This is a genomic window from Pseudoalteromonas sp. SD03, assembly GCF_040937955.1.
GTDB classification, from domain to species: Bacteria; Pseudomonadota; Gammaproteobacteria; order Enterobacterales; family Alteromonadaceae; genus Pseudoalteromonas; species Pseudoalteromonas tetraodonis.
In genome coordinates this window covers 2,990,860-3,011,853 of the sequence record NZ_CP162514.1, presented here as the reverse complement: position 1 = coordinate 3,011,853, position 20,994 = coordinate 2,990,860, and the positions used below count along the sequence as shown (strand labels likewise).

Below are 20,994 nucleotides of genomic sequence, written 5' to 3'. Positions count from 1 at the left end.
AAGTACCGAGTAAATAACTATAAAATAAAGGGTTATCTAGCTTGCGCTATTTTTGTATGCAAAATACAGTTCTGCATTGCAGTGATTGCGAGTAGATCTTCAGCTAGAGATATGGCGGGGACATTATTACTTTGGACACTCTCTTTTAAGTGGTGATAGTTACATAGTTAAAAACCCCGATATCACGCAGTGCAATCGGGGTTTTTAACTTCTAGTGGTTACTCTTCGATAAACGCTTCACCTTCTTTCATCCACTTAGCGGCCGGTTTGCCTTTAAGATAATGATCAAAGTACTGCATCATACGCACTGAAAAATCGACCTGATTCGGAAATTGCTTTAGGTGATGCGGTTCACCTTCATATTGTAAAAATGTAGCGTCTTTACCTGCGCGGCGAAGCGCTAAGTAATATTGCACGCCTTCATGCCATGGCACCGCATCATCTTTGTCGCCAAACATAATCAAAATAGGCGTGTTTACTTTATCGGCAAAAAATACCGGTGAGTTTTCAATATAAAGCTCAGGTGCTTCAAATAAATTTTTACCAATACGGCTTTGCCCTGTTTCGTATTGAAATTGGCGTGCAAGTCCAGATTTTAAGCGAATGCCACTGTAAGCACTGGTCATGTTAGACACTGGCGCGCCCGATACCACTGCTTTAAACATATCAGTTTGGGTGATCATAAATGCACTTTGATAACCCGCCCAAGAGTGGCCTTGTAAACCTATTTTATCTGGGTCGGCAATGCCTAAATCAATCAGCTTTTGGGTGGCGTTGATCATGGTTTGCGTTGAGGATTTACCAGGGTGTCCTATTTCAAAGCGAATGTCAGGTAAAAAAATGGCGTAGCCATTTGAGGTAAACATCGGGAAATTAGGGCGATGATTTAATTCCATTTTTGGAAAGTCATACATGCGCTGGCTCATGTAGCGGTAAAAGTACACCACAACAGGCACTTTATCGCCTTTTTTGTAGCCGGCAGGCTTGATTAATACCCCTTGTAAATCTTCACCATCAAAGCCTTTATAGCTAATGAGTTCAGGTGCTTGTCCCCAAGCAAAGTTGCTTATCTGAGGGTTAAGGTTAGTTACGCGTTGTGGTTGTTTAAAGTTAGAGTCTGTTTGATAAATGTCTGGAAATTGCTGATAGGTTTGCTCAGTAAATAAGTATTTATCGGCATGTTTGGCCTTTTTAATTACATCAAAGCGCTTATTACCTGTAAGTAATTCAGTGACTTCAAGAGTTGCTAAATTAAGTTTTGCCACTTCACTTTGCTTGCTTTGTAAATTAATTGCAGAAAGCAGGAGCGTATCATTGTTGTTAAAGGCTACTTGGTTTTTATCAAGTTTGATCACTCTGTATTGCGTGTTACTTTTTTTACCATTAGTTAAGCGTTTAGCTTGCTTGGTATTGACGTTAAATGACCAAATATCGTATTTGCTGTAAACCAGTATTTCGCTGCTATCGTTCAGCCAGCCTGCAAAACCATAACCAGGCTGCTTGGATGGATAGTCGTGTTTGTCATCGGCAAACGTGGCGTTAATCGCCTTGCTGAGTACGCTCACTTTATTATTACCTAAGTTTTTAAGCTGTACTTGGTTATTATCAAAGTAAGCAGCAAACTGCCCATTGGGCGCAAGGCTCGGTCTAAATGGATAGTCGTTAATGATAGGAGTCTGTTTACCCGTGTTTATATCAACAGCAAAGTAGTCAGCAAAAAAACCGCCATACATTACTTTTTCAAGATGCGCTAAATTTGAGTAGCCTAACAATGAAGTGGCACGCTCAGTATTAAGCGACAGCTCAGGCATATTTGGCGTGCTTAACTGAACGACTTGCTGTGAGTTTACATGGTATACCGCCGTGTAATGACGGTTTTTATTATTTTCATTCCATTGCTGCTCTTCGCGAGGTTTAATTTGCGCGTCATTGTTGTGCCATACATTTAACCCTTTATGGTCGCGAATTACCTCAAAGTCATACAGTGATGACTCATCTGTGTATTCTTTTTGTTTAATTTTTGCTGCGAGTTTTGGGCGGTTTTCAAAGTATAAACGTGTACCATCTTCGGCCCAAGTTAATGTCGCGGTTTTGCCCATTAACCATTCTGGGTTAGGTGACTGCACAGTGGTTAGCGTGTCGTTTTGCCATAGCGTTAATTCGTACTGACGACGACGCTTATCATCGTTTACATAGTTGCCTAAGGTAAACGCAACGGTTTTTTCGATTGGGTGCCACGCTATTTTGCTAGCAACCACACCAGGCTCATCAATTAATACGGTGCTGGTAAAATTATCGAGTGAAAATAAGGTAATTTGATTATTGCCGCCATCCACATAGCTTTGACTCACCAATAGCTGATCGCTGGTGGCACTGATGCCATAGGTAAAGGCATTTTCAAGAGTATGAGTGCGTTTATCACTTAAGTTGATGATAACCAGCGGATAGCTTTTATCTTTTTTGTCGGCAGTGATAGCGCTATCGTTGTCGAGCTTTTTATCGTCTTCTTCAGCGTTTTCATTTTTGCGATAGGCCAGCCACTGGCCGTTATTAGCTAGTACGTAATCTTTTACATCATTAAAGCTTTGCTGCTCACCGGTTTGGGTGTTGACTAATACTAAGTTATTTTTTAAGTCACTTTTTTTCTTAGTGGTTTCTTTTTCAAGCAGAGTAGGCACCTGCGTAAATGCGACCCAGTTTGCCATTTTGCTAATGGTAGGACGGGTTCCTCGTTCCACCTCAGCAATAAGCTTATTGCTATTGAGTGAGTAGACTTTCCCTGTAGCATTCCCGCGATAAGGGGTTGCACTTAAAGAAAGGATTTGACCATTTTCAGAAAGCTGCGTGCCTTTTGCAGATTTAAAATCAAATACATCTTTAAATTCTAGTGGCTTATTAGCTAAAGCACTGGCGCTCGTTAAGCTGGTAATAAGTGCACAGCCTACAAGAGTGAGTTGCGTTTTCATTATAGGTTCTCGTTTTTTAACATTATTTTATTGTAACGAGTTTTAATAACAATTCGAGTAGATACGATAAGTGGTAGCAGGGCAGAGATGAGAGGTTAAAAATATAAGGTAAAAGGTAAAAGGTAAAAGGTTGATACGACCCCGATAAAGTAGACACGGGTTTTTAATTCATTAACTCGTATTGCATGGGACTCACATTTCCTAGCGTGCCATGCATTCTTACTGAGTTGTAGTAGTTTTCGATATAAAAGCGACTTTGTACTGTCATTTCACTACGACTCAGTTCATTTAAATTGTTCATCCATTCTTTTTTATACTGGGCAAAAAAGCTTTCTGAGCAGGCATTATCCCAGCAATTCCCTTTTCTCGACATGCTAATTGTTACCTGTCGGTTGTTCAACCACGATATTGTTTCTTTTGCACGATACTGGCTGCCTTGGTCTGAGTGAAATAATAAGCGACTTCCATCAGGTTTACGTGCATCCCATGTTTTTTTTAACGCTCTAATCACCAAGTCTGCGCTGTTAACTCGACTTGTTGCCCAACCAACGACTTTGCGTGAGTATAAATCTAAAATTACACATAAATACTGCCAACCCTCTCTGCAACGAACTTGCGTTATGTCTGACACCCATACCGTATTGGGTTCATCAACACTAAACTCACGACCCAATAAGTTTTCTGCAGTGATATGCCCCTGCTTTTTTCCGCTACCGGTATATCGGCGTTTACCCGCGGCTGAGCGGTAACCCATACTCTGCAGTAATCGCTGCACACGGCCTTTACTACACTCATACCCATTATCTATAGCGGCTTTCCACAACTTTCTGTAGCCCGGAATACAGTGCTCATCACTACTTACTTTTTTCAAAAACTCAAGCAATGAGTCGTTTTCTGACGCACGTTGACTTAATGATTGCTTTAGCCATTTATAATATCCAGCTTTTGATACTGACAACCATGTGCATAATTTTTTTATCGTTTTCTTAGCTGTCGCAGCTTGGTGAATATACTCAAATCTTATTCTTTTCGGCTGTCCAAGTAGGCCTTCGCCTTTTTTAACACATCGTTCTCCAACTGCGCATCTTCCAATTGCTTTTCAAGCTTACGCACTTGGCGCTCCAAATCTTTATATGACTTATCAGGGCCTTGGTTTTTAATTGGGTTAGATGTACTTTTTGACGTCATTTTTCGTCTCCATTTAGATAATAAGACAGGGTTAATGCCCAGCCGATGAGCTATTACATTAACAGTATCTGGAGAGTCTAACGATTGTTCAACTGCTTTTGTTTTAAATTCAATTGAATGACTACGCCTAGTTTTGATTTTCATAACACTTATTCCTTAAATAAGTGTCCACTTTTATAGAGTCGTATCAGCTACGGAATGCGAGGTGCTAAGTATCCGTAAAAAGTTAGGGAAGCGGAAGTTTAATTGTGGTTTTCAATTTTTTTACTTTCAGCTCTGTGTTCAAATTTATTTTTAAGTCTAATTTATAAAAAGAACACAGAGTTTATGTGGAATAGATTATAAGAAATGGCTAAATAGTTTAATTTAATAACCTTGCTAGCAAAATTAACTAAAACCTTATAACCAAATTTTTTGAAGCTCTGGCCATTGTTTTTCAAATTGCTCGCTAGGTCGTGCACTAAAATTACTGCGCACAAATTGGTTCATTTTACCCTCAACGTAGGCAAGTAAAAAGTTAGCTAGCGTCAGTTCATCACTTTGAAAGTTTTTACCTTCACGTAATTTACGCTCTCTAAGAATCTGTTTGAATTGGGTTTCTAGCTTTTCAAACAAGCCTTGTACACGCTCACGAAGTCGCTCTTGTTCACCCTGTAGAGCATCGCCTGTTAATATACGGGTTATGCCTGGGTTTTTTTCGGCAAACGTTAGCAGCAGTAATAGGGTGTTGTATACACGTGCTTTACTTTCTTTCTCGTTATCTAAAATAAGATTAATACGTGATAGCAGCGTGTCTTCAATAAATTCAATTAACCCTTCAAACATGCGCGCTTTACTAGGAAAGTGGCGATAAAGAGCGGCTTCAGATACGCCAACTTCTGCGGCAAGTTTGGCTGTTGTAATACGCTGGCCTGGGCTGGTTTCTAACATTTGTGCGAGTGCTTGCAGTATTTGCTCTTTGCGATTACTTTTTTTTGTCGCAGGCATGAACATTCCTTTTTAATAGTTATTTTTTTTCAACATAAATGTGCGATAACACAGCTTTTTGCCAAGTGTTACAGCGCGCAATACTCAATGGGGTGTTTTTGCACGTATTACAGCGATACATTAGTAATGCGCAAGCGTTAAGCTATTTTAGCGCAGTAAAATTACACTAAAAGGTCACAAGGCGTCATCATGTTAATGTTTTATTCAGTTTGTTTCCAGCCTTTTTATAATCGTTTGGCGAGCTGCTCGATCACTTTAACCGCTATTTCTATTTTACTGGTTTCAGGTAAGTCGAGTTGTTCATTTTGCCAATACAGGGTGAGTGCGTTGCGCTCAGAATTAAAGCCTACATCACTGTGCGATACATCGTTGGCACAAATCATATCGAGGTTTTTATTGGTTAGTTTCCCCTTTGCGTAATTAGCAACGTTCTGCGTTTCTGCGGCGAAGCCGACGGTGTAAGGGCGGTTTTGTGTGAGGTTTGCAACCGCGGCTATTACATCTGGGTTTTTAACTAAGCTAAGAGTGAGTTCATCGCCTTGTTTTTTCATTTTTTGCGTGGCGATACTTGCTGCACGATAATCGGCCACAGCGGCACAACCAATAAAGGCATCTGAGTGAGGCGCATATTTGAGTGACTCATTCAGTAACTGTTCAGCACTTTCTATATTAATTAAATTAACGCCTTGCGGTGCTGAAATAGTTACCGGGCCTGAAATTAAGTTCACGTGTGCGCCAAATGATAACGCAGCTTGCGCCAGTGCATAGCCCATTTTTCCAGAGCTATGATTTGATATAAAACGAACAGGATCGAGAGGTTCACGGGTTGGACCTGCAGTAATTGTAATTGTTTTACCTGCTAAGAGTTGTGGTTGCGCAGGTTCAGTGCATAAACTCACTAATTCATGCGGTTCAAGCATTCGACCAGCACCGACATCACCACAAGCTTGCTCACCCTTACCTGGTCCCCAAACAGCAACGCCACGAGCCTTTAAAGTGGCTATATTAGTTTGCGTTGCAAGGTGTGCGTACATTTGCTGATTCATTGCCGGCGCTATGGCAACTTTTGCGGGGGTCGCCAGTAATAAAGTCGTGAGCAAGTCGTCAGCAATCCCTGCGGCCATTTTCGCAATAATATTGCTGGTGGCAGGGGCAACTAAAATTAAATCAGCCCATTTTGCAAATTCAATGTGCCCCATAGCGGCTTCGGCTGAAGGGTCTAGTAATGAGTCAGACACTATTTCACCACTCACAGCTTGCATGGTTAGCGGGGTGATAAAATGTTTTGCTGATTCGGTCATTACTACTTTAACGTCACAACCATGGTCTTTTAAGCGTCTTACGAGTTCAGCACATTTATACGCTGCAATTCCACCGCTAATACCCAGCACTATTTTTTTATTTGTTAAATTAATCATGGTTGTTCATCAATTTTATAAAATATGGTGGCTAAAATAACAAATCTTGAGCGTGACAGCTAAGATAAAATGCGTTTTATCGCGCTAATTTTTGATTTTGCATTACAGTTATACAGTACAGTAATCTTTCAAGGATGAATCATGCAATTAACGTCACTGCCTAATTCGCTCCGCCCGCGAGAAAAACTGCTAGAAAAGGGCGCAAAGGCACTCTCTGATGCTGAACTATTAGCTATATTTTTGCGCACGGGCCTACCCGGCATGAATGCCATAGAGTTGGCGCAGCATCTGATCAACGAAAATAAAACCCTGCATAATTTGTTTAATGCCAGTATGGATGAATTTTGTGCGCAAAAAGGCTTGGGAATGGCTAAATATGTTCAGCTACAAGCAGTACTTGAACTAAGCCAGCGATACATGCAAGAGGGCTTTGTGCGCGACGCCGTTTTTAACTCCCCACAAGCCGTTTATGACTACTTAACGCTGCAAATGCGTGGATTGCAGCAAGAGGTATTTATGGTGTTGTACCTTGATAGTCAAAATCGTTTATTAAAAGATGAAATATTATTTTACGGCACAATTAATGCGGCCAGTGTATATCCGCGTGAAGTGGTAAAGGCGGCACTGAAAAATAATGCGGCGGCGGTTATTTTTTCACATAATCACCCCAGTGGTATTGCAGAACCGAGTCAGGCCGATAAGCTCATTACCAATAAGTTGTGCCAAGCACTGCAATTAGTCGACATAAATGTGTTGGATCATATTATTATTGGTGGTGAAAGCAGTGTTTCGTTTGCCGAACGGGGACTGATTTGAGTTTATCGCTTCAGATATGTGCTAAAAATGAGCGGTTTAGTGCGTTTTGGCAAATTAGTTTAATTTAAATGCAGTTTTTACTTTCCCTAAGGGCATTCGATCTTTATAATTAGCCGCTATCAAATTTACACATGAGCTGGTTGGATAAGATCAGTATTTGATCTTTGCCTGTAAAAGCTGTATAAAGAGCGCCCTTCGATTTATCTCTAGGGCACAAATACATGGCCTTAGGGAAAATTAAGCTCGAGCGAAGTTATTGGAGATATATAGACATGTCTAAAGTATGTCAAGTTACAGGTAAGCGTCCAGCGGTTGGTAACCACCGTTCACACGCGAGAAACGCGACTAAACGTCGTTTCCTACCTAACCTACAAACACACCGTTTTTGGGTTGAAAGTGAAAAACGTTTTGTAACATTACGCACTACTACTAAAGGTATGCGTATTATCGATAAAAAAGGCATTGACACGGTTCTTACTGAAATCCGTGCTCGTGGCGAAAAAGTTTAAGGAACTGAATTATGCGCGATAAGATCCGTTTAGTTTCAACTGCTGGTACTGGTTTTTTCTACACTACCGACAAGAACAAGCGTAACATGCCTGAAAAAATGGAAATCAAAAAATTCGATCCTAAGGCTCGTAAACATGTGATTTTCAAAGAAGCTAAAATCAAGTAATTTAGTTTTCTTTCAGAAATGTAAAAACCCAGCTTATGCTGGGTTTTTTGTTTTTAAAATCTGCTCTATCATCCACCTAAACCATATCACCGTAATGATACCCATTGAATTAAATCGCTAATTGGCTTTTGTTAAGCACCACGAATTATTCCGTAGATAATGGCATCAGTTGTTTATAACTAAAAAACATAAAGAGTATGAGCATTAAATGACTTTACGGGCTAAGTCGTTTGGTGTTGTGTATTTAGAGTGCGGTTATGAGCTGTTTAAGTATGCCTGAAGAGGAATAAGGGGGCTTTACGCTGACTTACTAGGGTATGAGCTGTAAGTAGCTCTAAGGCTACTTACAGCGCGATATTTATACTTTAAAGTTCTCTACTGATATTCTTAGTTCTTCGGCTAATTTAGCCACTTCTGAACTTGAAATATTCGTTTGTACAGCGCCTTCTGCTGTTTGCTCGGCAATAGCAACAATAGACTCTAAGCGCTCACTGATCTCTTGTGATACTTGTTGTTGCTCTTGTGCTGCTGTTGATATCTCTTCACTGACATTATGCGCTTGTGATACTGCAAGGGTAATTGAGTCCAGTGCACTGTTGGCTAAGTCACTTTGCTCAACACACGAAACCGCGCGTTCTTTACCTTTTTCCATAGCTTTAACCGCTTCTTCAGCGCCCGACTGTAGTGATTCAATCATAGATTGAATTTCTTGGGTCGACTCTTGTGTTTTACTCGCAAGCGATCTTACTTCATCAGCTACCACAGCAAAGCCTCTGCCGTACTCTCCGGCACGAGCGGCTTCAATCGCTGCATTAAGTGCGAGTAAGTTAGTTTGCTCGGCAATACCGCGAATAACATCTAAAATACTACCAATTGATGCGCTATCTTTGTGTAGTTTATTGATAACACTTGATGCTTCGTCTACTTCGTAGGCGAGTTGCTCAATGGTTGCTTTATTTTGATTTGAAATACCTTTAACGCGCTCCGCTTCTTTATCGGCATTTTTAATTTCGCTCAGTGCTTGTTGCGCACTATTACTCACTGTTTGTGATGTGCTGCTCATTTCAGTGGTTGCGGTTGCTGCTTGCTCTACTTGCGCTTGCTGATTACTGATTGCTTTGCTTGATTCACCGGTAATTGTTGAGGTTTGCTCAGAAGCGGCTGCAAGTTGTGTTGAACGTGAAATAATACCGGTGATTAAGCTACGTAAGCTATCAATTAAGGTATTACAACTTTTCGATAACTCACCAAATTCATCTTTTGCGCTGTCATCTAAGCGTTGAGTCATATCACCACTGGCAACAATATCTAGAATACGATTTACTTCCGCTAATGGCTTAGTAATACGGTTAACCGTAATGATGGCTACAAGCACAGCGATAATAGTCGCAATGATCATACCTATCCATGTCCATAAATTAGCTGAGTTTACGTCACTACGTACGCCTTCTTGTAATGTAAATGCAACGCCACTGGCTTGTAATACTAATTCGTCAATTTGGCTAAGCGCTGTTTTAGTCGCTTTTTCAGACTCTGCTAATTCACGCTCGGTTGTGCTTATTGCGTCAATAAGGCGTTTTTTATTAGCTGAAAGGCTATCGTTACCTAAAATATTGCTCTCTAGGGTATCTACATAACCCTTTAAGTCATTAAACAAGCTGCTGTGACTTTGCTCTATCGCCGGCTTTATTAATGAAACGGTACGAACGACTTCTTCAAAGTAATACACTTGCTCGTTTTTGATAATATCGAGCGTGTTAAGCGTTTTAACGGTTAGCATGTCGGTGCTGCTGGTAACCACGGACATAAAGTTATTTTCTAGATTATTAGCTGCTTGATAAGCGCGTGGATGATTATCCTCTAAACCATCAATATCAATAATATCAAGCACCATAGAGTTTGCATCTTCTGCCGCAAGCTCAACGGTTTCTAATTGAGCTTTGAGCTTTTTGTTAAGCACTAGCTGGGTGTTTTTATCTTTAAGCAGGCTGTTTATGATATTTGAAAAGCTCTGGTAGGTTTTTTCAACTTCAAGGCTGCTTTTGTTTAACTGTGGATCGTCTTTAACAACTTGTTGTAGTTCGCGGTGCAATTTATTAAATATTTGTTTTTGCTCTTCTATTTGCGCTTTTAACGTGGCGAGTTCTTGAGCCGATGTTATATGGAAACTAGCTTGAGCGGCTTTACTCATCAAAATAAATTCTGCTTGTAACTGAGCGCTCTTGTTTAATGCAGGAAGCGATAGCTGATTAACTTTTTGAGTTGAACGATCTATATTTGCTATTTTTATTAAAGAGTTACCGCCAATAATTAAAAGTAATAAAGTGATAAATATAAAACCACCCCAAATACGTTGACTCACTGTTAGATTCATATGGTTTTCCATTCAAAAATACGTCTATTAAAACTTATCGGCGCTTTCAACAATAAGTTAAGTAATTAAAAATAATTAATTTTTACTGTTAATAGTTAGTTGCTAAATTTACCGCAAAACTTAATTACAAACTAAGTCTTTTATTAAAGATAAAAAATAATGTAGGCAATAACACTCGTTTACTGTCTATGTTTAACTCAATTATAAGAGCATTGCTATTTTTTACACATTATTGTGAATGTTTTGTAATTATACAATTTAACATCCACTCTTAAACTTAACAGATGTATTAACTTTTTTCAGTTTATTTAGACAAAAGTTGTGATTTTTCTGAAAATTTTTGCTTACTTTGCAGTTCTATTAGTGTCATTGAGCCACCCCATACGCAACCCGTGTCTAGAGCATAAAGGTGGTTGTAGGGCGTTTTGCCTTCAAGTGCTGCCCAGTGTCCAAAAATTAGGTCATGTTGAGCGTTCATAATGGCAGGATGAGAAAACCAAGGAATTAGTGATGATGAATTTGTTGTTGCTTCTTTTGCATTAAAATCGAGCAAATTATCAGGCGTAATAAAGCGCATGCGAGTGAAATAATTAACGATGTAACGAAATTTAGCAGCATCATCAAGTTGCTCAGTCCATTTTAGCGGGTGAGGCTGATACATGTTTTTTAAGAAGAACTTAGCGTTATCAGCACCATAGCATTGCTGCGCAAATTGAGCGTGCTTAATGGCTTGCTCGCACGACCAATCAGGGTTAAGGCCTGCATGAGAAATAAAACAATTATATTGTTCTAAATAAAGCGCTAAAGGCTGAGTTTGTAAAAACGCGATGTAGTGGGGCAGTTTACTACTGTTAAACAGTGCAGTGAGTTTGTCTTTGGGGTTAGGTGTAACGTTATTTAAATAACAGGCAATCATGTGTAAGTCATGATTGCCTAATGTGACGCTAACGCTGTCTTGATGTTGATAAATATAATCAAGGCACGCTTTAGAGTCTGGGCCGCGAGCGACAATATCACCCACTAAATATAGGTGATCTTTGCTATGGTTAAAGTCGACTTGCTTCAACAATAAACTAAATTCGTCAAAGCAGCCTTGTAAATCACCTATTGCGTAGTCGGCCATTGTTACCTGTTTTTATCAGTGTAGGATATTAGGGCAGGCTAAGCGGAATACGTTTATGGGTGCTTTAAATTCAGCACCAAACTCGTTACGTAAAGTGTAATGTCCCTGCATGGTGCCTACCGGTGTATCTATTATTGCACCACTGGTATATTTGTAGCTTTCACCTGGGGCTATATCTGGGGTTTCACCGACCACACCTTCGCCTTGCACTTCTACTTCTTTGCCATTGGCATCAGTAATTAGCCAATAACGGCTAAGTAGCTTTGCACTGCATAAACTGTGGTTTTTTATAGTAACGGAGTAGGCGAACACAAACTTATCTAGTTCAGGTTGCGATTGCTCTTCTACATAAAACGTTTCAACAGATACCTTTACAGGTGATCCTATATTACTGCTTGTTGTCATAAATCCAGTTAGCTATATCAATAAATTGTTGTAACGACAGGCTCTCAGCTCGCAAAGTAATATCAATGCCAATGCTGGTTAATTCGTCAGGGGTTAGAAGGTTGCCAAGGCTGTTACGCAACGTTTTACGGCGCTGATTAAACGCTTCTAAACAAACGGTGTTTAATATTTTAACGCTTTTAGCGGTGCGCTGCTGTGCCTTTTTAGGAATTAAGCGAATAACCGCAGAATCGACTTTAGGTGCCGGTTTAAAGCACTCAGGCGGTACCTCTACCACAGGCATCGCATGACAATAATACTGAGTCATCACACTCAAGCGACCAAAGGTTTTACTACCAGGGCCTGCTACCATGCGCTTTACCACTTCTTTTTGCAGCATAAAGTGCATGTGCTCAATATGATCGGCAAATTCAAACAGGTGAAACAATAAAGGCGTTGAAATGTTGTACGGCAGGTTGCCGAATACTTTTAGCTTTTTGTCATCTTTAACCAGGCTTGCAAAATCAAACTTCATTGCATCGCCTTGGTTTACGGTTAATTTTGGCCCTAAAAATGGGTGTTCAATTAAACGCTGGGCTAAATCTTTATCTAGCTCAACAACCGTTAAATGGCCACTTAAATCGGCAACAGGCTCGGTAATAGCGCCTAGACCTGGGCCAATTTCTACTAAATTATCTTGCGGTTTAGGATCGATAGCGGTGACGATTTTGTCGATGATTGACTCATCGAATAAAAAGTTTTGGCCAAAACGTTTACGGGCGCGGTGTCCTAAGTGTACTTTATCGGTCATTGATTCTGTGCTTTTTCATGGGCGAGCTTAATTGCTTCGCGGATCGCTAATTCAAAACTGCCAACATCAGCATCGCCTGTACCGGCTAAATCAAGCGCAGTACCGTGATCGACTGAGGTGCGAATAAATGGAAGGCCGAGAGTTATATTCACTGACTTACCAAATCCTTTGTATTTTAGCACAGGTAATCCCTGATCGTGATACATAGCCAGCACTGCATCGGCTTCATTTAGGTATTTATCTTGAAATAACGTATCGGCTGGTAAAGGTCCGATTAAGTTCATCCCCTCAGCTCTTAGTAGGTCGAGCGTAGGCGTAATCGTGTCGATTTCTTCGCGGCCTAAATGGCCATCTTCACCGGCATGTGGGTTTAAGCCACAGACTAAAATACGTGGTTGCTCAATGCCAAATTTCGTTTTTAAGTCATGATTAAGAATATTAGCCACTTTAACTAGTCGCTCTTGCGTAATAGCACGAGAGACATAAGCAAGCGGAATATGTGTAGTTACTAGGGCAACACGCAAACCTTCAGTGGCTAATAACATAACCACATCGGCTGTACCTGATTGCTGAGCAAAGTACTCAGTATGGCCACTAAAAGAAATGCCGGCTTGGTTAATAATACCTTTATGAACAGGCCCCGTAACAATGGCATCAAATGTGCCATCCATATTCTTCTCGCTGGCAATACGTAATGTATCTAAAACGTATTGCCCATTGGCGTCATTAAGAACGCCAAGCTCAACGGGCTCTGCTAAATCAATCTGCTTAATATATAAGCTACCTGCTGCTGTTGGCATTGCTTTGGCTTGTTCATCAAATTCAATTAATTTAATGTTTAAACCTAAATGCTTAGCGCGCTGTTTTAGTAGCGATGCATCTGCAATCGCTACTAGTTGCGCATCCCAGCTATGCTGTGCCAGTTTTAATAGCAAGTCTGGGCCAATGCCTGCAGGCTCACCTGGGGTTACCGCAATTCTTAAGGTCATAATTATTCGTCTATTGGGAAAATTTCAACATGGGCTTGTTCGCGCATTTCTTGCTGCCAGTTAAAGCTTTCCTCTTTAAATTTACGATTAAACAACATGCCATGTGCACGATTACGTTTAGCTTGCTCGGTCTTATCTGCAACACGTTTATCTAGTAACTGCACAATGTGCCAGCCAAACTGACTTCTAAATGGTTCGCTGATTTCGTTTTTATCAAGTGATAGTAACGTATCTCTAAACGCAGGCACGTAGGTGGTTGGATCAGTCCAATCGTATTGACCACCTTTAAGTGCTGAACCGGGGTCTTGTGAGTATTCTTTAGCAAGTTCTGCAAAGTCAGCATCGCCGGCGCGTAAATCTTTAACAAAGCCAGCTAGCATAGTGCGTGCTTTTTCTTCACTTAAAATGATTGAAGGCTTAATAAGAATATGACGAGATTTAACTTCGGTGGTTTCAACTACTTGACGCCCACGTACGTCTTGTACTTTAATGATGTGGAAACCCGCACCGGAACGAAGTGGACCAATAATCGCATCTTTCTTTTTACCTTTTACAGCTTCTGCAAATAACGATGGCATTTCGTTAATGCCCATCCAGCCTAATTGGCCGCCCTCAAGGGCCTTTGAGCCACTTGATGATGAAATGGCAATACGCTTAAATTCTTGGCCGTCTTGCAGCAGCTCAATAACTTTGTCTGCGCGTGTTTTTGCTGAGCTTACGTCGTCTGCACTTGCACCACTTGGAATATCGATAAGAATATGACCAATATCATATTCTTCGGCATTTTGGCCTTGGCTATCCATAATTTTTAGTAGGTTATCAATTTCTTGATCGCTTACATATATACGGCGGTCTACGTTTGCACGCGTAACTTGTTGCGTGGTTATCTCTTTACGAATTTCTTCGCGGTAAGCTTGAAAGCTCTCACCCGACGCTTCAATAGTACGACGCAAATCAGCAATTGTACCGCCTTGCTCTTTAGCCATGTTGGCAAGGGTTTGGTCAAGCTGGCTATCTGAAATTTCTAAGCCCATACGCTCAGCCATCTGCATCATCAAGGTTTGATTTACTAAACGCTCAATCGCCTGAACACGCAGTGTTTCGTCTTTTGGCAGCTGTTGGTTTTGTTCTTCTGCTTGTTTTTTTACGCGATCAACAATGGTGTCTACTTCACTTTTTAAAATAACGCCTTGGTTTACAATACCAATTACTTTATCTATTTCGACAGGGGCGGCAAATGCACTTTGGCATAAGCTGAACGTTAAAACTGCTGATGTTAATAATTTTTTTAAATTCATATTCTTTTTACTACTCTTACTAATAGTACTGTTGTAATGCTAAATACGGCTAAATTGATATAGTTATTTGTAAATTTTTACTATAAATAAAGCAGTTTAGTCATTAAGAAAATACGGCCTACGATAACCAAAAATACCTTGTTGTAATAATTTTTGAGCATCGTAACGGCTTTTACTACCAAGCCCTTTTAATACAAAATTCAAACGAATACTCGAATCAAAAGTGGCTTGGGGTTGCCCAATTGACTGATTTAAATCAGTTTCAATTTGGCGATGGCCAGTAATTTGGAACGCCCAACAGCACGATTCATACTGTAATCCACTAAATACTTCAATACTGCGGTTATTATCAAGATCGCGATGGTAACTTGCAATAAATTGCCACTCGTCACTGATAGGGATGCTTGTAAATAAGCCCGCTTGCTCGATTGTATTTCCTGAGACATCATTTGCATAGCGATGGTTCAATTGAACCAGCTGATTATCGTCACCTTTGTAGTCTAAGGTTAAATTTGACTGGATAATTTGCTTGCCATCCGTGTCGTACTGAATACCACCCGATAAATACCAGCGGCGGTGCCAATGTAACATGGTTTGCGCTGCAAACAAGGCATTGTAGTTACTATCGCTATTAAGCCCTTGCTCTGTAGGCTTGGCTGAATCACTTAAATAAAATATTTGGCCTGCGCTGAAGTTAAATACTTCTTCATTTTTCTTATCAAATAAACGCGTTGTAGCCCCGAGCGTAAATTGATTAGCTGCGGCAATTCGGTCAACACTTGAAAAACGCGCATCCCTGAATAAACCAAAAAAGTCATCTTGTAACTTGGTGGTATCGTATAAGCCAATGTCAGACTGATCTTTATTAGGCGTATATAAATACTGAATTTGTGGCTCTAGAGTTTGAATACCATCGTCAATAAAAATTGAGGTGTCGCGCTCAAAGTTAAGCTGAGAATATAAGCGCACTTTAGGCAAAGTACGCGAAACATTATCGCTATACTGTGTACCCTGTAAATCACCGTCTTGTTTATAGTTAGTTTGAAGCAAGCTTACTTCAGATAAAAACGACCAAGCATATTCTTTGTAATCAAAGCGTGCTTTAGGTTCGATGTGCACGCGAGTAGCTTGGTCAATTACCGCTGAGCTGTTAGTAAAATGGCTCAGCTCGCCTGAAACACTAAAATCGAAATAATCAATTTTCCATGGGGTAGTTTGGGTAAAGCTAATTTGTGGTAACGCCGTGTATGATTCTAAGTGGTCACCTAGTACTTCAAAGTTTTGCACTTTTATATCAGTACGCCACATTTCGCCCATATGGGTTAGCGAGCCGGTACGATAAAGCTGCGTATCGGTTTTACTGGCATAAGCGGAGTTTAAATCAGTTAGGTAGTTGTCATCACTAACATTGGTAATATCAATACTGGCTCGCCAGTCTTCACCAATATAACTTTTTTGTTGCCAATGAAACAAAAAGCGCTCGTTAAGTTCAGGCTCTGAGTCATCTTTATTTAAATATTCTACAGCCACTAAACCTTGGTGCTCTGGGGTTAAATATCTAAATTCAGTTTGTAACTGTAGCCCTTTACGTGACATATAACGCGGGGTAATAGTGGCATCATAATTAGGGGCAATGTTCCAATAATAAGGCGTAATCGTTTCTAACCCATAGCGATCTGAACTTGAAAAGCTGGGCGTTAATAAGCCTGACTTACGGCGCTCATCGAGTGGGAAAGTAAAATAAGGTAAATAGAGTACCGGCGTATCTAAAATACGTAGCACGGCATTGTAGGTTTCGCCCCAGCCTTCTTCACGTGATAAGTTTATTTCATCGGCTTCAATAGCCCACACAGGCGTATTACCTGGGCACGCAGTAAAGCTTGCATTCATCAGCATTAAGCCAGACTTATCGATGGTGAGCTTTTCCGCGCCGCCTTTACCTTGTTGTTGTGTTAGGCTGTATTGTGCGCCTAATAAACTAAATGCTGAGTTATTTAAATCGGCATTTAAGCCCGAACTTTGTACGTGGCTTACATAATCGCGATAGGTAATTGGGCCAGTGGCATTAAGCAGGCCACGTTGTTTATCAATCAGTGCTGATTGTGCGGACAAACTCATGTTAACGGTGTTAATATCAACATTGCCAGTAAATTCAGCGCTTTGTGTGCCTAAAAGCTCAACGTCATCAGCGCTGATATCAACCGTTCCAAGCTCAAGGCCAGCAAGCGGTTGCCAAGCTCTGGTTTGCATTGAAGTGCCACAAAAGTTGTGTGTCAGTTCAGTTTCGGCAAGCGATGGTGCGCTCAGTACGCTTAGCATCAAAATGCCCCAGGTTTTGCTCATTTATCGACCTTTATGCTCTGTGATTAGTTACAAGCTATACATAATAAAGGAAAACAATGGCAAAGTAATTAGTGAAAAATAGATAGCTTATAAAATGACACGCTTTGAGAGTTTACAACAGTTTATTAATACTCACTTTGGTGAGCAATCCTATGCGCTTAATGCAATAACTGCAGATGCCAGTTTTCGCCGTTATTATAGGTTAAACGCTGAAAATAAAAACTTTATTGTGATGGACTCAGATCCAAAAAAAGTTAACAACGTCCCTTATATTGCATTAAACAAGGTGTTTTCTGAGCAGGGGTTTTTATTACCATCCATTATTCATAGTGACGAGCAGCAAGGTTTTTTTATTCTAAGTGATTTAGGTAGCACCCATTTAGCTGACTTGCTTGATGATGCCAATCGCAGCGAGTATTACCAGCAACTGATCAGTTTAAGTGCCAAGTGGGCAAAAATTCCAGCCGCGCCGTCAATGAATCCGTATGACCGTGACTTTATTGCATTAGAGTTGGATATTTTTAAAAATTGGCTGGTTAATGATTTTATTAGCGCAGAGCTCAGTGCAGAGCAGCAACAGACTTGGCAAACAAGCACAGCGCTGCTAATAAATACACTGCTTGAGCAACCCACAGTCACAATGCACCGGGATTATCACAGTCGTAATATTATGCGCTGCGAGCAGCAATGGGCGATTATTGATTATCAAGACGCGGTACAAGGCCCATTATGTTACGACTTAGTCTCACTTTTAAGAGACTGCTACTTTAAATTGCCTAAAGACGAGCTGAATCATTTACTTGAGTTTGGTTACGACGAATTTAAACGCCAAGGTTTAATAACTAACGAGTCATTTGCAGAATTTAAATATTGGTTTGATTTAACGGGTTTGCAACGCCATTTAAAAGCGGCGGGTATTTTTTGTCGTTTATATTTGCGTGATGGTAAACAAGGTTACTTAGCAAATATACTCCCTACACTTGAATACGTAATAGAGGTGGCGGCACAATACCCTGAGCTTAGCGACTTATCGGCTTTGATAAAAACTAGCGTGGTGCCAAAGGTGCAACAGCGGTTAAAAGAGGAACAACCATGAAGGCGATGATATTAGCCGCTGGGCGCGGTAAACGTATGATGCCGCTCACCGCAGAGTTACCTAAGCCTATGTTATGTGTAGCGGGAAAACCACTGATTGAGCATCATATTATGCGCCTAAAGGCTGCAGGTATTACTCAAATAATAATTAACCTTGCGTGGGAAGGAGATAAAATAAAAACCTATTTTGCAGATGGGCGCGCGTGGGGCGTGACTATAACCTATAGCCAAGAAGTGACGGGCGGGCTTGAAACCGCAGGCGGTATTATTCAAGCGCTTCCTTTACTTGATGAATCATTTATTGTGATTAATGGGGATGTTTACAGCGACTACGATATCAGTGCATTAATGCAGCTACATTTACAGCCTAAAGAGGCGCACATTGTATTGGTTGAAAACCCTGCGCATAATCCTGATGGCGATTTTGCACTGAGCCACTTACCGACAAATAGCCAGCGGTATACCTTTTCAGGGATAGGGCGTTATCAAGCTGACTTTTTTGAGGGGCTAGCCCCAGGCATTCGGCCATTAGGCCCTTTGCTACGTGAAAAATTAAATGAACATTTAGTCTCCACTGAACTCTATATTGGCCAATGGGACGATATAGGCACACCAGAGCGTTTATCGGCTCTTAACCAACAACTAGCGCCATAAGCTAAATATAAAACATTAGAGGTAAGTTTTAAAATGTGGGGAAAAATTCTCGGTTTCTGTTTTGGTTTTATGTTTGGCAAAATATTTGGTGCCATTTTAGGCTTATACCTAGGCCATATGTTTGATAAAAGCTTAAAAAAAGACTTTGATAAAGCTGGCGGCTTTTCTAACCTTTTTAAAGGCGATGATGTTAACGAACGCCAAGCGTTGTTTTTTTCGAGTTGCTTTGCGGTAATGGGACATATTGCCAAGTCGAATGGCCGTGTTAGCGAAACCCACATTAAAGCAGCGACGCTGTTTATGGATGAAATGGGCTTAAAAGGCGAAGAGCGCCGTGAAGCGCAGCAGGCGTTTCAATCGGGTAAAGACAGCGACTTTTCACTCAAAGATACGGTTTATGATTTTAAAGAACGTTTTGCTAAACGTTACGATTTACTGCAGTTATTTTTAGAAATTCAAATTCAAATGGCGTTTTCTGACGGGGTACTTGCTGCACAAGAAAAGCAATTACTGCAAGAAGTTAGTAAGCAGCTAGGTGTGTCTAAAGCACACTTTGCCTTTGTATTAAAACGTTATCAAGCAGAGTTTAACTTTAGGCAGCAACAACAGCGTTTTAAACAGCAGCAAAGTCAAAGTAGCAGCTACCGTGAAGGTTCAGGACATCATGTACCACCAAGTAATGATATGAACCGTTCGCAAGCATTGGCCTTATTAGGGTTAAATAAAGACGCATCGCAACGTGATATTAAAGTAGCCTACCGAAAGCTCATGGCTCAGCACCATCCTGATAAGCTCGTATCGCAAGGTTTACCTAAGCATATGATGGAAGTCGCGGTTAAAAAAAGCCAAGATATTCAAGCGGCATACGAGTATTTAAAAAAGGCGGCGTAAAAACCCGTCTATTTCTTTGCTTAGCCGTGCATGTTGCTGCGGCGCATCGCGTAATCCAAACAACTGACGTTGGCGATAATCAAACTTTGCATTTCGATTAACCCAACGCTGACGGTTTTTAAGGTTCATTAAGATATCATTACTGTCTGTAGCAAAATAAATATCCAACAAAGCGGGGGTGACCAAGGATGTTATTTGGCTTAACTTTGCATTACGTTTTGTATTAGGAAGGTAGCTACTTAAACTAATGAAGGCGCTTATTTTTGAGTCTGAAAATTCAGCGTAGTGCTCCAACAACACCCCAGCACTGGTGCCTTGTGCAATAACAACAATATTCTCAGACTCCATCGCAGCTTGTTGGTATAAAGCTTCGTAGCGAGCGACTAGTTTTAATTTATAGTTATCTACCACTTTAGTATTTACTTGTTCAACATAGTCAGCATGATGGGGCTGTTTTTGTGTGCTGGTGTCAGGCTTAGTATTTGCGTTGGCTGTTTCATTATTTGTGCCCACAGGATCATTAATCGTTTTTGCTGCATCATCTTGAGCTGCTTGCCAATCAATATCAGGCACTGTCATCGCATAAGAGGTATACCCGTGGTTATTCAGTTCTTTACGTAAAAAGTTCATGCCTGCATTGTTTGTTGGCGTTGATTGCCAGTCAGGAATAAGTATTACAACACCTCTAAAGTCCGCACTCATATATTCACTGTATAAAGTTAAAAACTCAGTATCACCAGCTAAAATAGGCTTTACTTCATCACTTTGGGCTAGGCGAGAGATATCCGCATCAATATTTTTTGAAAAAGGAGGGGGAGCAATATACTCAGCACTAAGCGCTTGAAAACTGATTAACGTACAGCCAAGCACAAGAGTAGTAATAATGACTTTAAACATCTGCGTAATAAACATAATAAGCTTTTAATTTAAATCTTATTTATGTATCGGCGTAGTGCTCTTAAAGTTTAGCTATTTACTGTA

Annotated in this window: 18 protein-coding genes; 6 read left to right on the top strand and 12 right to left on the bottom strand. The window is 40.5% G+C overall.

Going from position 1 to position 20,994, the window contains the following annotated elements:
- Positions 1 to 218: 218 nt before the first annotated feature.
- The 4 genes from ABZP26_RS14070 to coaBC all read right to left on the bottom strand — a co-directional run bounded on the left by ABZP26_RS14070 (position 219) and on the right by coaBC (position 6,559).
- Positions 219 to 2,966: a prolyl oligopeptidase family serine peptidase gene (locus ABZP26_RS14070; protein ID WP_368485076.1), complete on the bottom strand. Its 2,748-nt coding sequence runs from the start codon at positions 2,964 to 2,966 to the stop codon at positions 219 to 221.
- A gap of 163 nt (positions 2,967 to 3,129) precedes the next feature.
- Positions 3,130 to 4,298, bottom strand: a protein-coding gene (locus ABZP26_RS14065; RefSeq protein ID WP_128860809.1) for an IS3 family transposase whose coding sequence is annotated in 2 segments (ribosomal slippage) — positions 3,130 to 4,028 and positions 4,028 to 4,298 — 1,170 coding nt in all. Because the reading frame shifts where the segments join, the coding sequence is not laid out codon by codon here.
- A gap of 255 nt (positions 4,299 to 4,553) precedes the next feature.
- Entirely contained in the window at positions 4,554 to 5,141 is a 588-nt protein-coding gene (slmA, locus tag ABZP26_RS14060) for a nucleoid occlusion factor SlmA (protein WP_008113236.1), read from the bottom strand.
- 224 nt (positions 5,142 to 5,365) lie between these two features.
- Positions 5,366 to 6,559 carry a bifunctional phosphopantothenoylcysteine decarboxylase/phosphopantothenate--cysteine ligase CoaBC gene (gene coaBC, locus ABZP26_RS14055; RefSeq protein WP_368485075.1) on the bottom strand — a complete coding sequence of 398 codons (1,194 nt, stop codon included), beginning with the start codon at positions 6,557 to 6,559 and terminating at the stop codon, positions 5,366 to 5,368.
- 141 nt (positions 6,560 to 6,700) lie between these two features.
- Between coaBC and radC the strand changes: the two genes are divergently transcribed.
- The 3 genes from radC (at position 6,701) to rpmG (ending at position 8,051) form a co-directional block, all read left to right on the top strand.
- The gene (radC, locus tag ABZP26_RS14050) at positions 6,701 to 7,375 is read left to right on the top strand and encodes a DNA repair protein RadC (protein WP_013465906.1); all 675 of its coding nucleotides are present in this window, start codon (positions 6,701 to 6,703) and stop codon (positions 7,373 to 7,375) included.
- A gap of 272 nt (positions 7,376 to 7,647) precedes the next feature.
- The gene (gene rpmB, locus ABZP26_RS14045) at positions 7,648 to 7,884 is read left to right on the top strand and encodes a 50S ribosomal protein L28 (protein WP_008464111.1); all 237 of its coding nucleotides are present in this window, start codon (positions 7,648 to 7,650) and stop codon (positions 7,882 to 7,884) included.
- 11 nt (positions 7,885 to 7,895) lie between these two features.
- The gene (gene rpmG, locus ABZP26_RS14040; protein WP_004587947.1) at positions 7,896 to 8,051 is read left to right on the top strand and encodes a 50S ribosomal protein L33; all 156 of its coding nucleotides are present in this window, start codon (positions 7,896 to 7,898) and stop codon (positions 8,049 to 8,051) included.
- A gap of 358 nt (positions 8,052 to 8,409) precedes the next feature.
- Here the strand turns inward: rpmG and ABZP26_RS14035 are convergent, their stop codons facing one another.
- The 7 genes from ABZP26_RS14035 to lptD form a co-directional block, all read right to left on the bottom strand.
- A complete protein-coding gene (locus ABZP26_RS14035; protein WP_013465904.1) occupies positions 8,410 to 10,425 on the bottom strand; it encodes a methyl-accepting chemotaxis protein in 2,016 nt (671 codons plus the stop codon).
- A 304-nt stretch (positions 10,426 to 10,729) separates the two neighbouring features.
- Positions 10,730 to 11,548 carry a symmetrical bis(5'-nucleosyl)-tetraphosphatase gene (locus ABZP26_RS14030; protein WP_368485074.1) on the bottom strand — a complete coding sequence of 273 codons (819 nt, stop codon included), beginning with the start codon at positions 11,546 to 11,548 and terminating at the stop codon, positions 10,730 to 10,732.
- Between the two features lie 15 nt (positions 11,549 to 11,563).
- Complete coding sequence (apaG, locus tag ABZP26_RS14025) at positions 11,564 to 11,953, bottom strand: Co2+/Mg2+ efflux protein ApaG (RefSeq protein WP_008113223.1); 390 nt, start codon at positions 11,951 to 11,953, stop codon at positions 11,564 to 11,566.
- Positions 11,937 to 12,743, bottom strand: a complete 807-nt coding sequence (gene rsmA, locus ABZP26_RS14020; RefSeq protein ID WP_368485073.1) for a 16S rRNA (adenine(1518)-N(6)/adenine(1519)-N(6))-dimethyltransferase RsmA — start codon at positions 12,741 to 12,743, stop codon at positions 11,937 to 11,939. Before rsmA ends, apaG begins: the two co-directional genes overlap by 17 nt.
- Complete coding sequence (gene pdxA / locus ABZP26_RS14015; RefSeq protein WP_058155260.1) at positions 12,740 to 13,732, bottom strand: 4-hydroxythreonine-4-phosphate dehydrogenase PdxA; 993 nt, start codon at positions 13,730 to 13,732, stop codon at positions 12,740 to 12,742. The genes rsmA and pdxA overlap by 4 nt, the downstream gene beginning before the upstream one ends.
- 2 nt (positions 13,733 to 13,734) lie before the next feature.
- On the bottom strand, positions 13,735 to 15,030 hold the full coding sequence (gene surA, locus ABZP26_RS14010) for a peptidylprolyl isomerase SurA (protein WP_008464120.1): 1,296 nt from the start codon (positions 15,028 to 15,030) through the stop codon (positions 13,735 to 13,737).
- A gap of 96 nt (positions 15,031 to 15,126) precedes the next feature.
- Entirely contained in the window at positions 15,127 to 17,373 is a 2,247-nt protein-coding gene (lptD, locus tag ABZP26_RS14005; protein ID WP_008464121.1) for an LPS assembly protein LptD, read from the bottom strand.
- A 94-nt stretch (positions 17,374 to 17,467) separates the two neighbouring features.
- On the opposite strand from lptD, the gene ABZP26_RS14000 reads away from it, so the two are divergent.
- Genes ABZP26_RS14000 through djlA form a run of 3 tightly spaced genes read left to right on the top strand, consistent with a single transcriptional unit; the run spans position 17,468 to position 20,013 of the window.
- Positions 17,468 to 18,469 (top strand): aminoglycoside phosphotransferase family protein, encoded by a 1,002-nt coding sequence (locus ABZP26_RS14000; protein WP_058155259.1) that lies wholly within the window; start codon positions 17,468 to 17,470, stop codon positions 18,467 to 18,469.
- Positions 18,466 to 19,122, top strand: a complete 657-nt coding sequence (murU, locus tag ABZP26_RS13995) for an N-acetylmuramate alpha-1-phosphate uridylyltransferase MurU (protein ID WP_368485072.1) — start codon at positions 18,466 to 18,468, stop codon at positions 19,120 to 19,122. The genes ABZP26_RS14000 and murU overlap by 4 nt, the downstream gene beginning before the upstream one ends.
- 33 nt (positions 19,123 to 19,155) lie before the next feature.
- The gene (gene djlA, locus ABZP26_RS13990; protein WP_008113211.1) at positions 19,156 to 20,013 is read left to right on the top strand and encodes a co-chaperone DjlA; all 858 of its coding nucleotides are present in this window, start codon (positions 19,156 to 19,158) and stop codon (positions 20,011 to 20,013) included.
- On the opposite strand, the gene ABZP26_RS13985 is transcribed toward djlA, so the two are convergent.
- A complete protein-coding gene (locus tag ABZP26_RS13985) occupies positions 19,996 to 20,925 on the bottom strand; it encodes a DUF3530 family protein (protein ID WP_058155257.1) in 930 nt (309 codons plus the stop codon). The genes djlA and ABZP26_RS13985 overlap by 18 nt on opposite strands.
- Between the last annotated feature and the right edge of the window lie 69 nt (positions 20,926 to 20,994).

Bases quoted from the DNA above. Each gene is read 5' to 3' on its own strand.
- ABZP26_RS14000 (WP_058155259.1), top strand. From the start codon at position 17,468: ATGACACGCTTTGAGAGTTTACAACAGTTTATTAATACTCACTTTGGT.
- ABZP26_RS14030 (WP_368485074.1), bottom strand. From the start codon at position 11,548: ATGGCCGACTACGCAATAGGTGATTTACAAGGCTGCTTTGACGAATTT.
- surA (WP_008464120.1), bottom strand. From the start codon at position 15,030: ATGAATTTAAAAAAATTATTAACATCAGCAGTTTTAACGTTCAGCTTA.
- ABZP26_RS14035 (WP_013465904.1), bottom strand. From the start codon at position 10,425: ATGAATCTAACAGTGAGTCAACGTATTTGGGGTGGTTTTATATTTATC.
- rsmA (WP_368485073.1), bottom strand. From the start codon at position 12,743: ATGACCGATAAAGTACACTTAGGACACCGCGCCCGTAAACGTTTTGGC.
- djlA (WP_008113211.1), top strand. From the start codon at position 19,156: ATGTGGGGAAAAATTCTCGGTTTCTGTTTTGGTTTTATGTTTGGCAAA.
- radC (WP_013465906.1), top strand. From the start codon at position 6,701: ATGCAATTAACGTCACTGCCTAATTCGCTCCGCCCGCGAGAAAAACTG.
- apaG (WP_008113223.1), bottom strand. From the start codon at position 11,953: ATGACAACAAGCAGTAATATAGGATCACCTGTAAAGGTATCTGTTGAA.
- murU (WP_368485072.1), top strand. From the start codon at position 18,466: ATGAAGGCGATGATATTAGCCGCTGGGCGCGGTAAACGTATGATGCCG.
- ABZP26_RS13985 (WP_058155257.1), bottom strand. From the start codon at position 20,925: ATGTTTATTACGCAGATGTTTAAAGTCATTATTACTACTCTTGTGCTT.
- pdxA (WP_058155260.1), bottom strand. From the start codon at position 13,732: ATGACCTTAAGAATTGCGGTAACCCCAGGTGAGCCTGCAGGCATTGGC.
- slmA (WP_008113236.1), bottom strand. From the start codon at position 5,141: ATGCCTGCGACAAAAAAAAGTAATCGCAAAGAGCAAATACTGCAAGCA.
- rpmG (WP_004587947.1), top strand. From the start codon at position 7,896: ATGCGCGATAAGATCCGTTTAGTTTCAACTGCTGGTACTGGTTTTTTC.
- ABZP26_RS14070 (WP_368485076.1), bottom strand. From the start codon at position 2,966: ATGAAAACGCAACTCACTCTTGTAGGCTGTGCACTTATTACCAGCTTA.
- coaBC (WP_368485075.1), bottom strand. From the start codon at position 6,559: ATGATTAATTTAACAAATAAAAAAATAGTGCTGGGTATTAGCGGTGGA.
- lptD (WP_008464121.1), bottom strand. From the start codon at position 17,373: ATGAGCAAAACCTGGGGCATTTTGATGCTAAGCGTACTGAGCGCACCA.
- rpmB (WP_008464111.1), top strand. From the start codon at position 7,648: ATGTCTAAAGTATGTCAAGTTACAGGTAAGCGTCCAGCGGTTGGTAAC.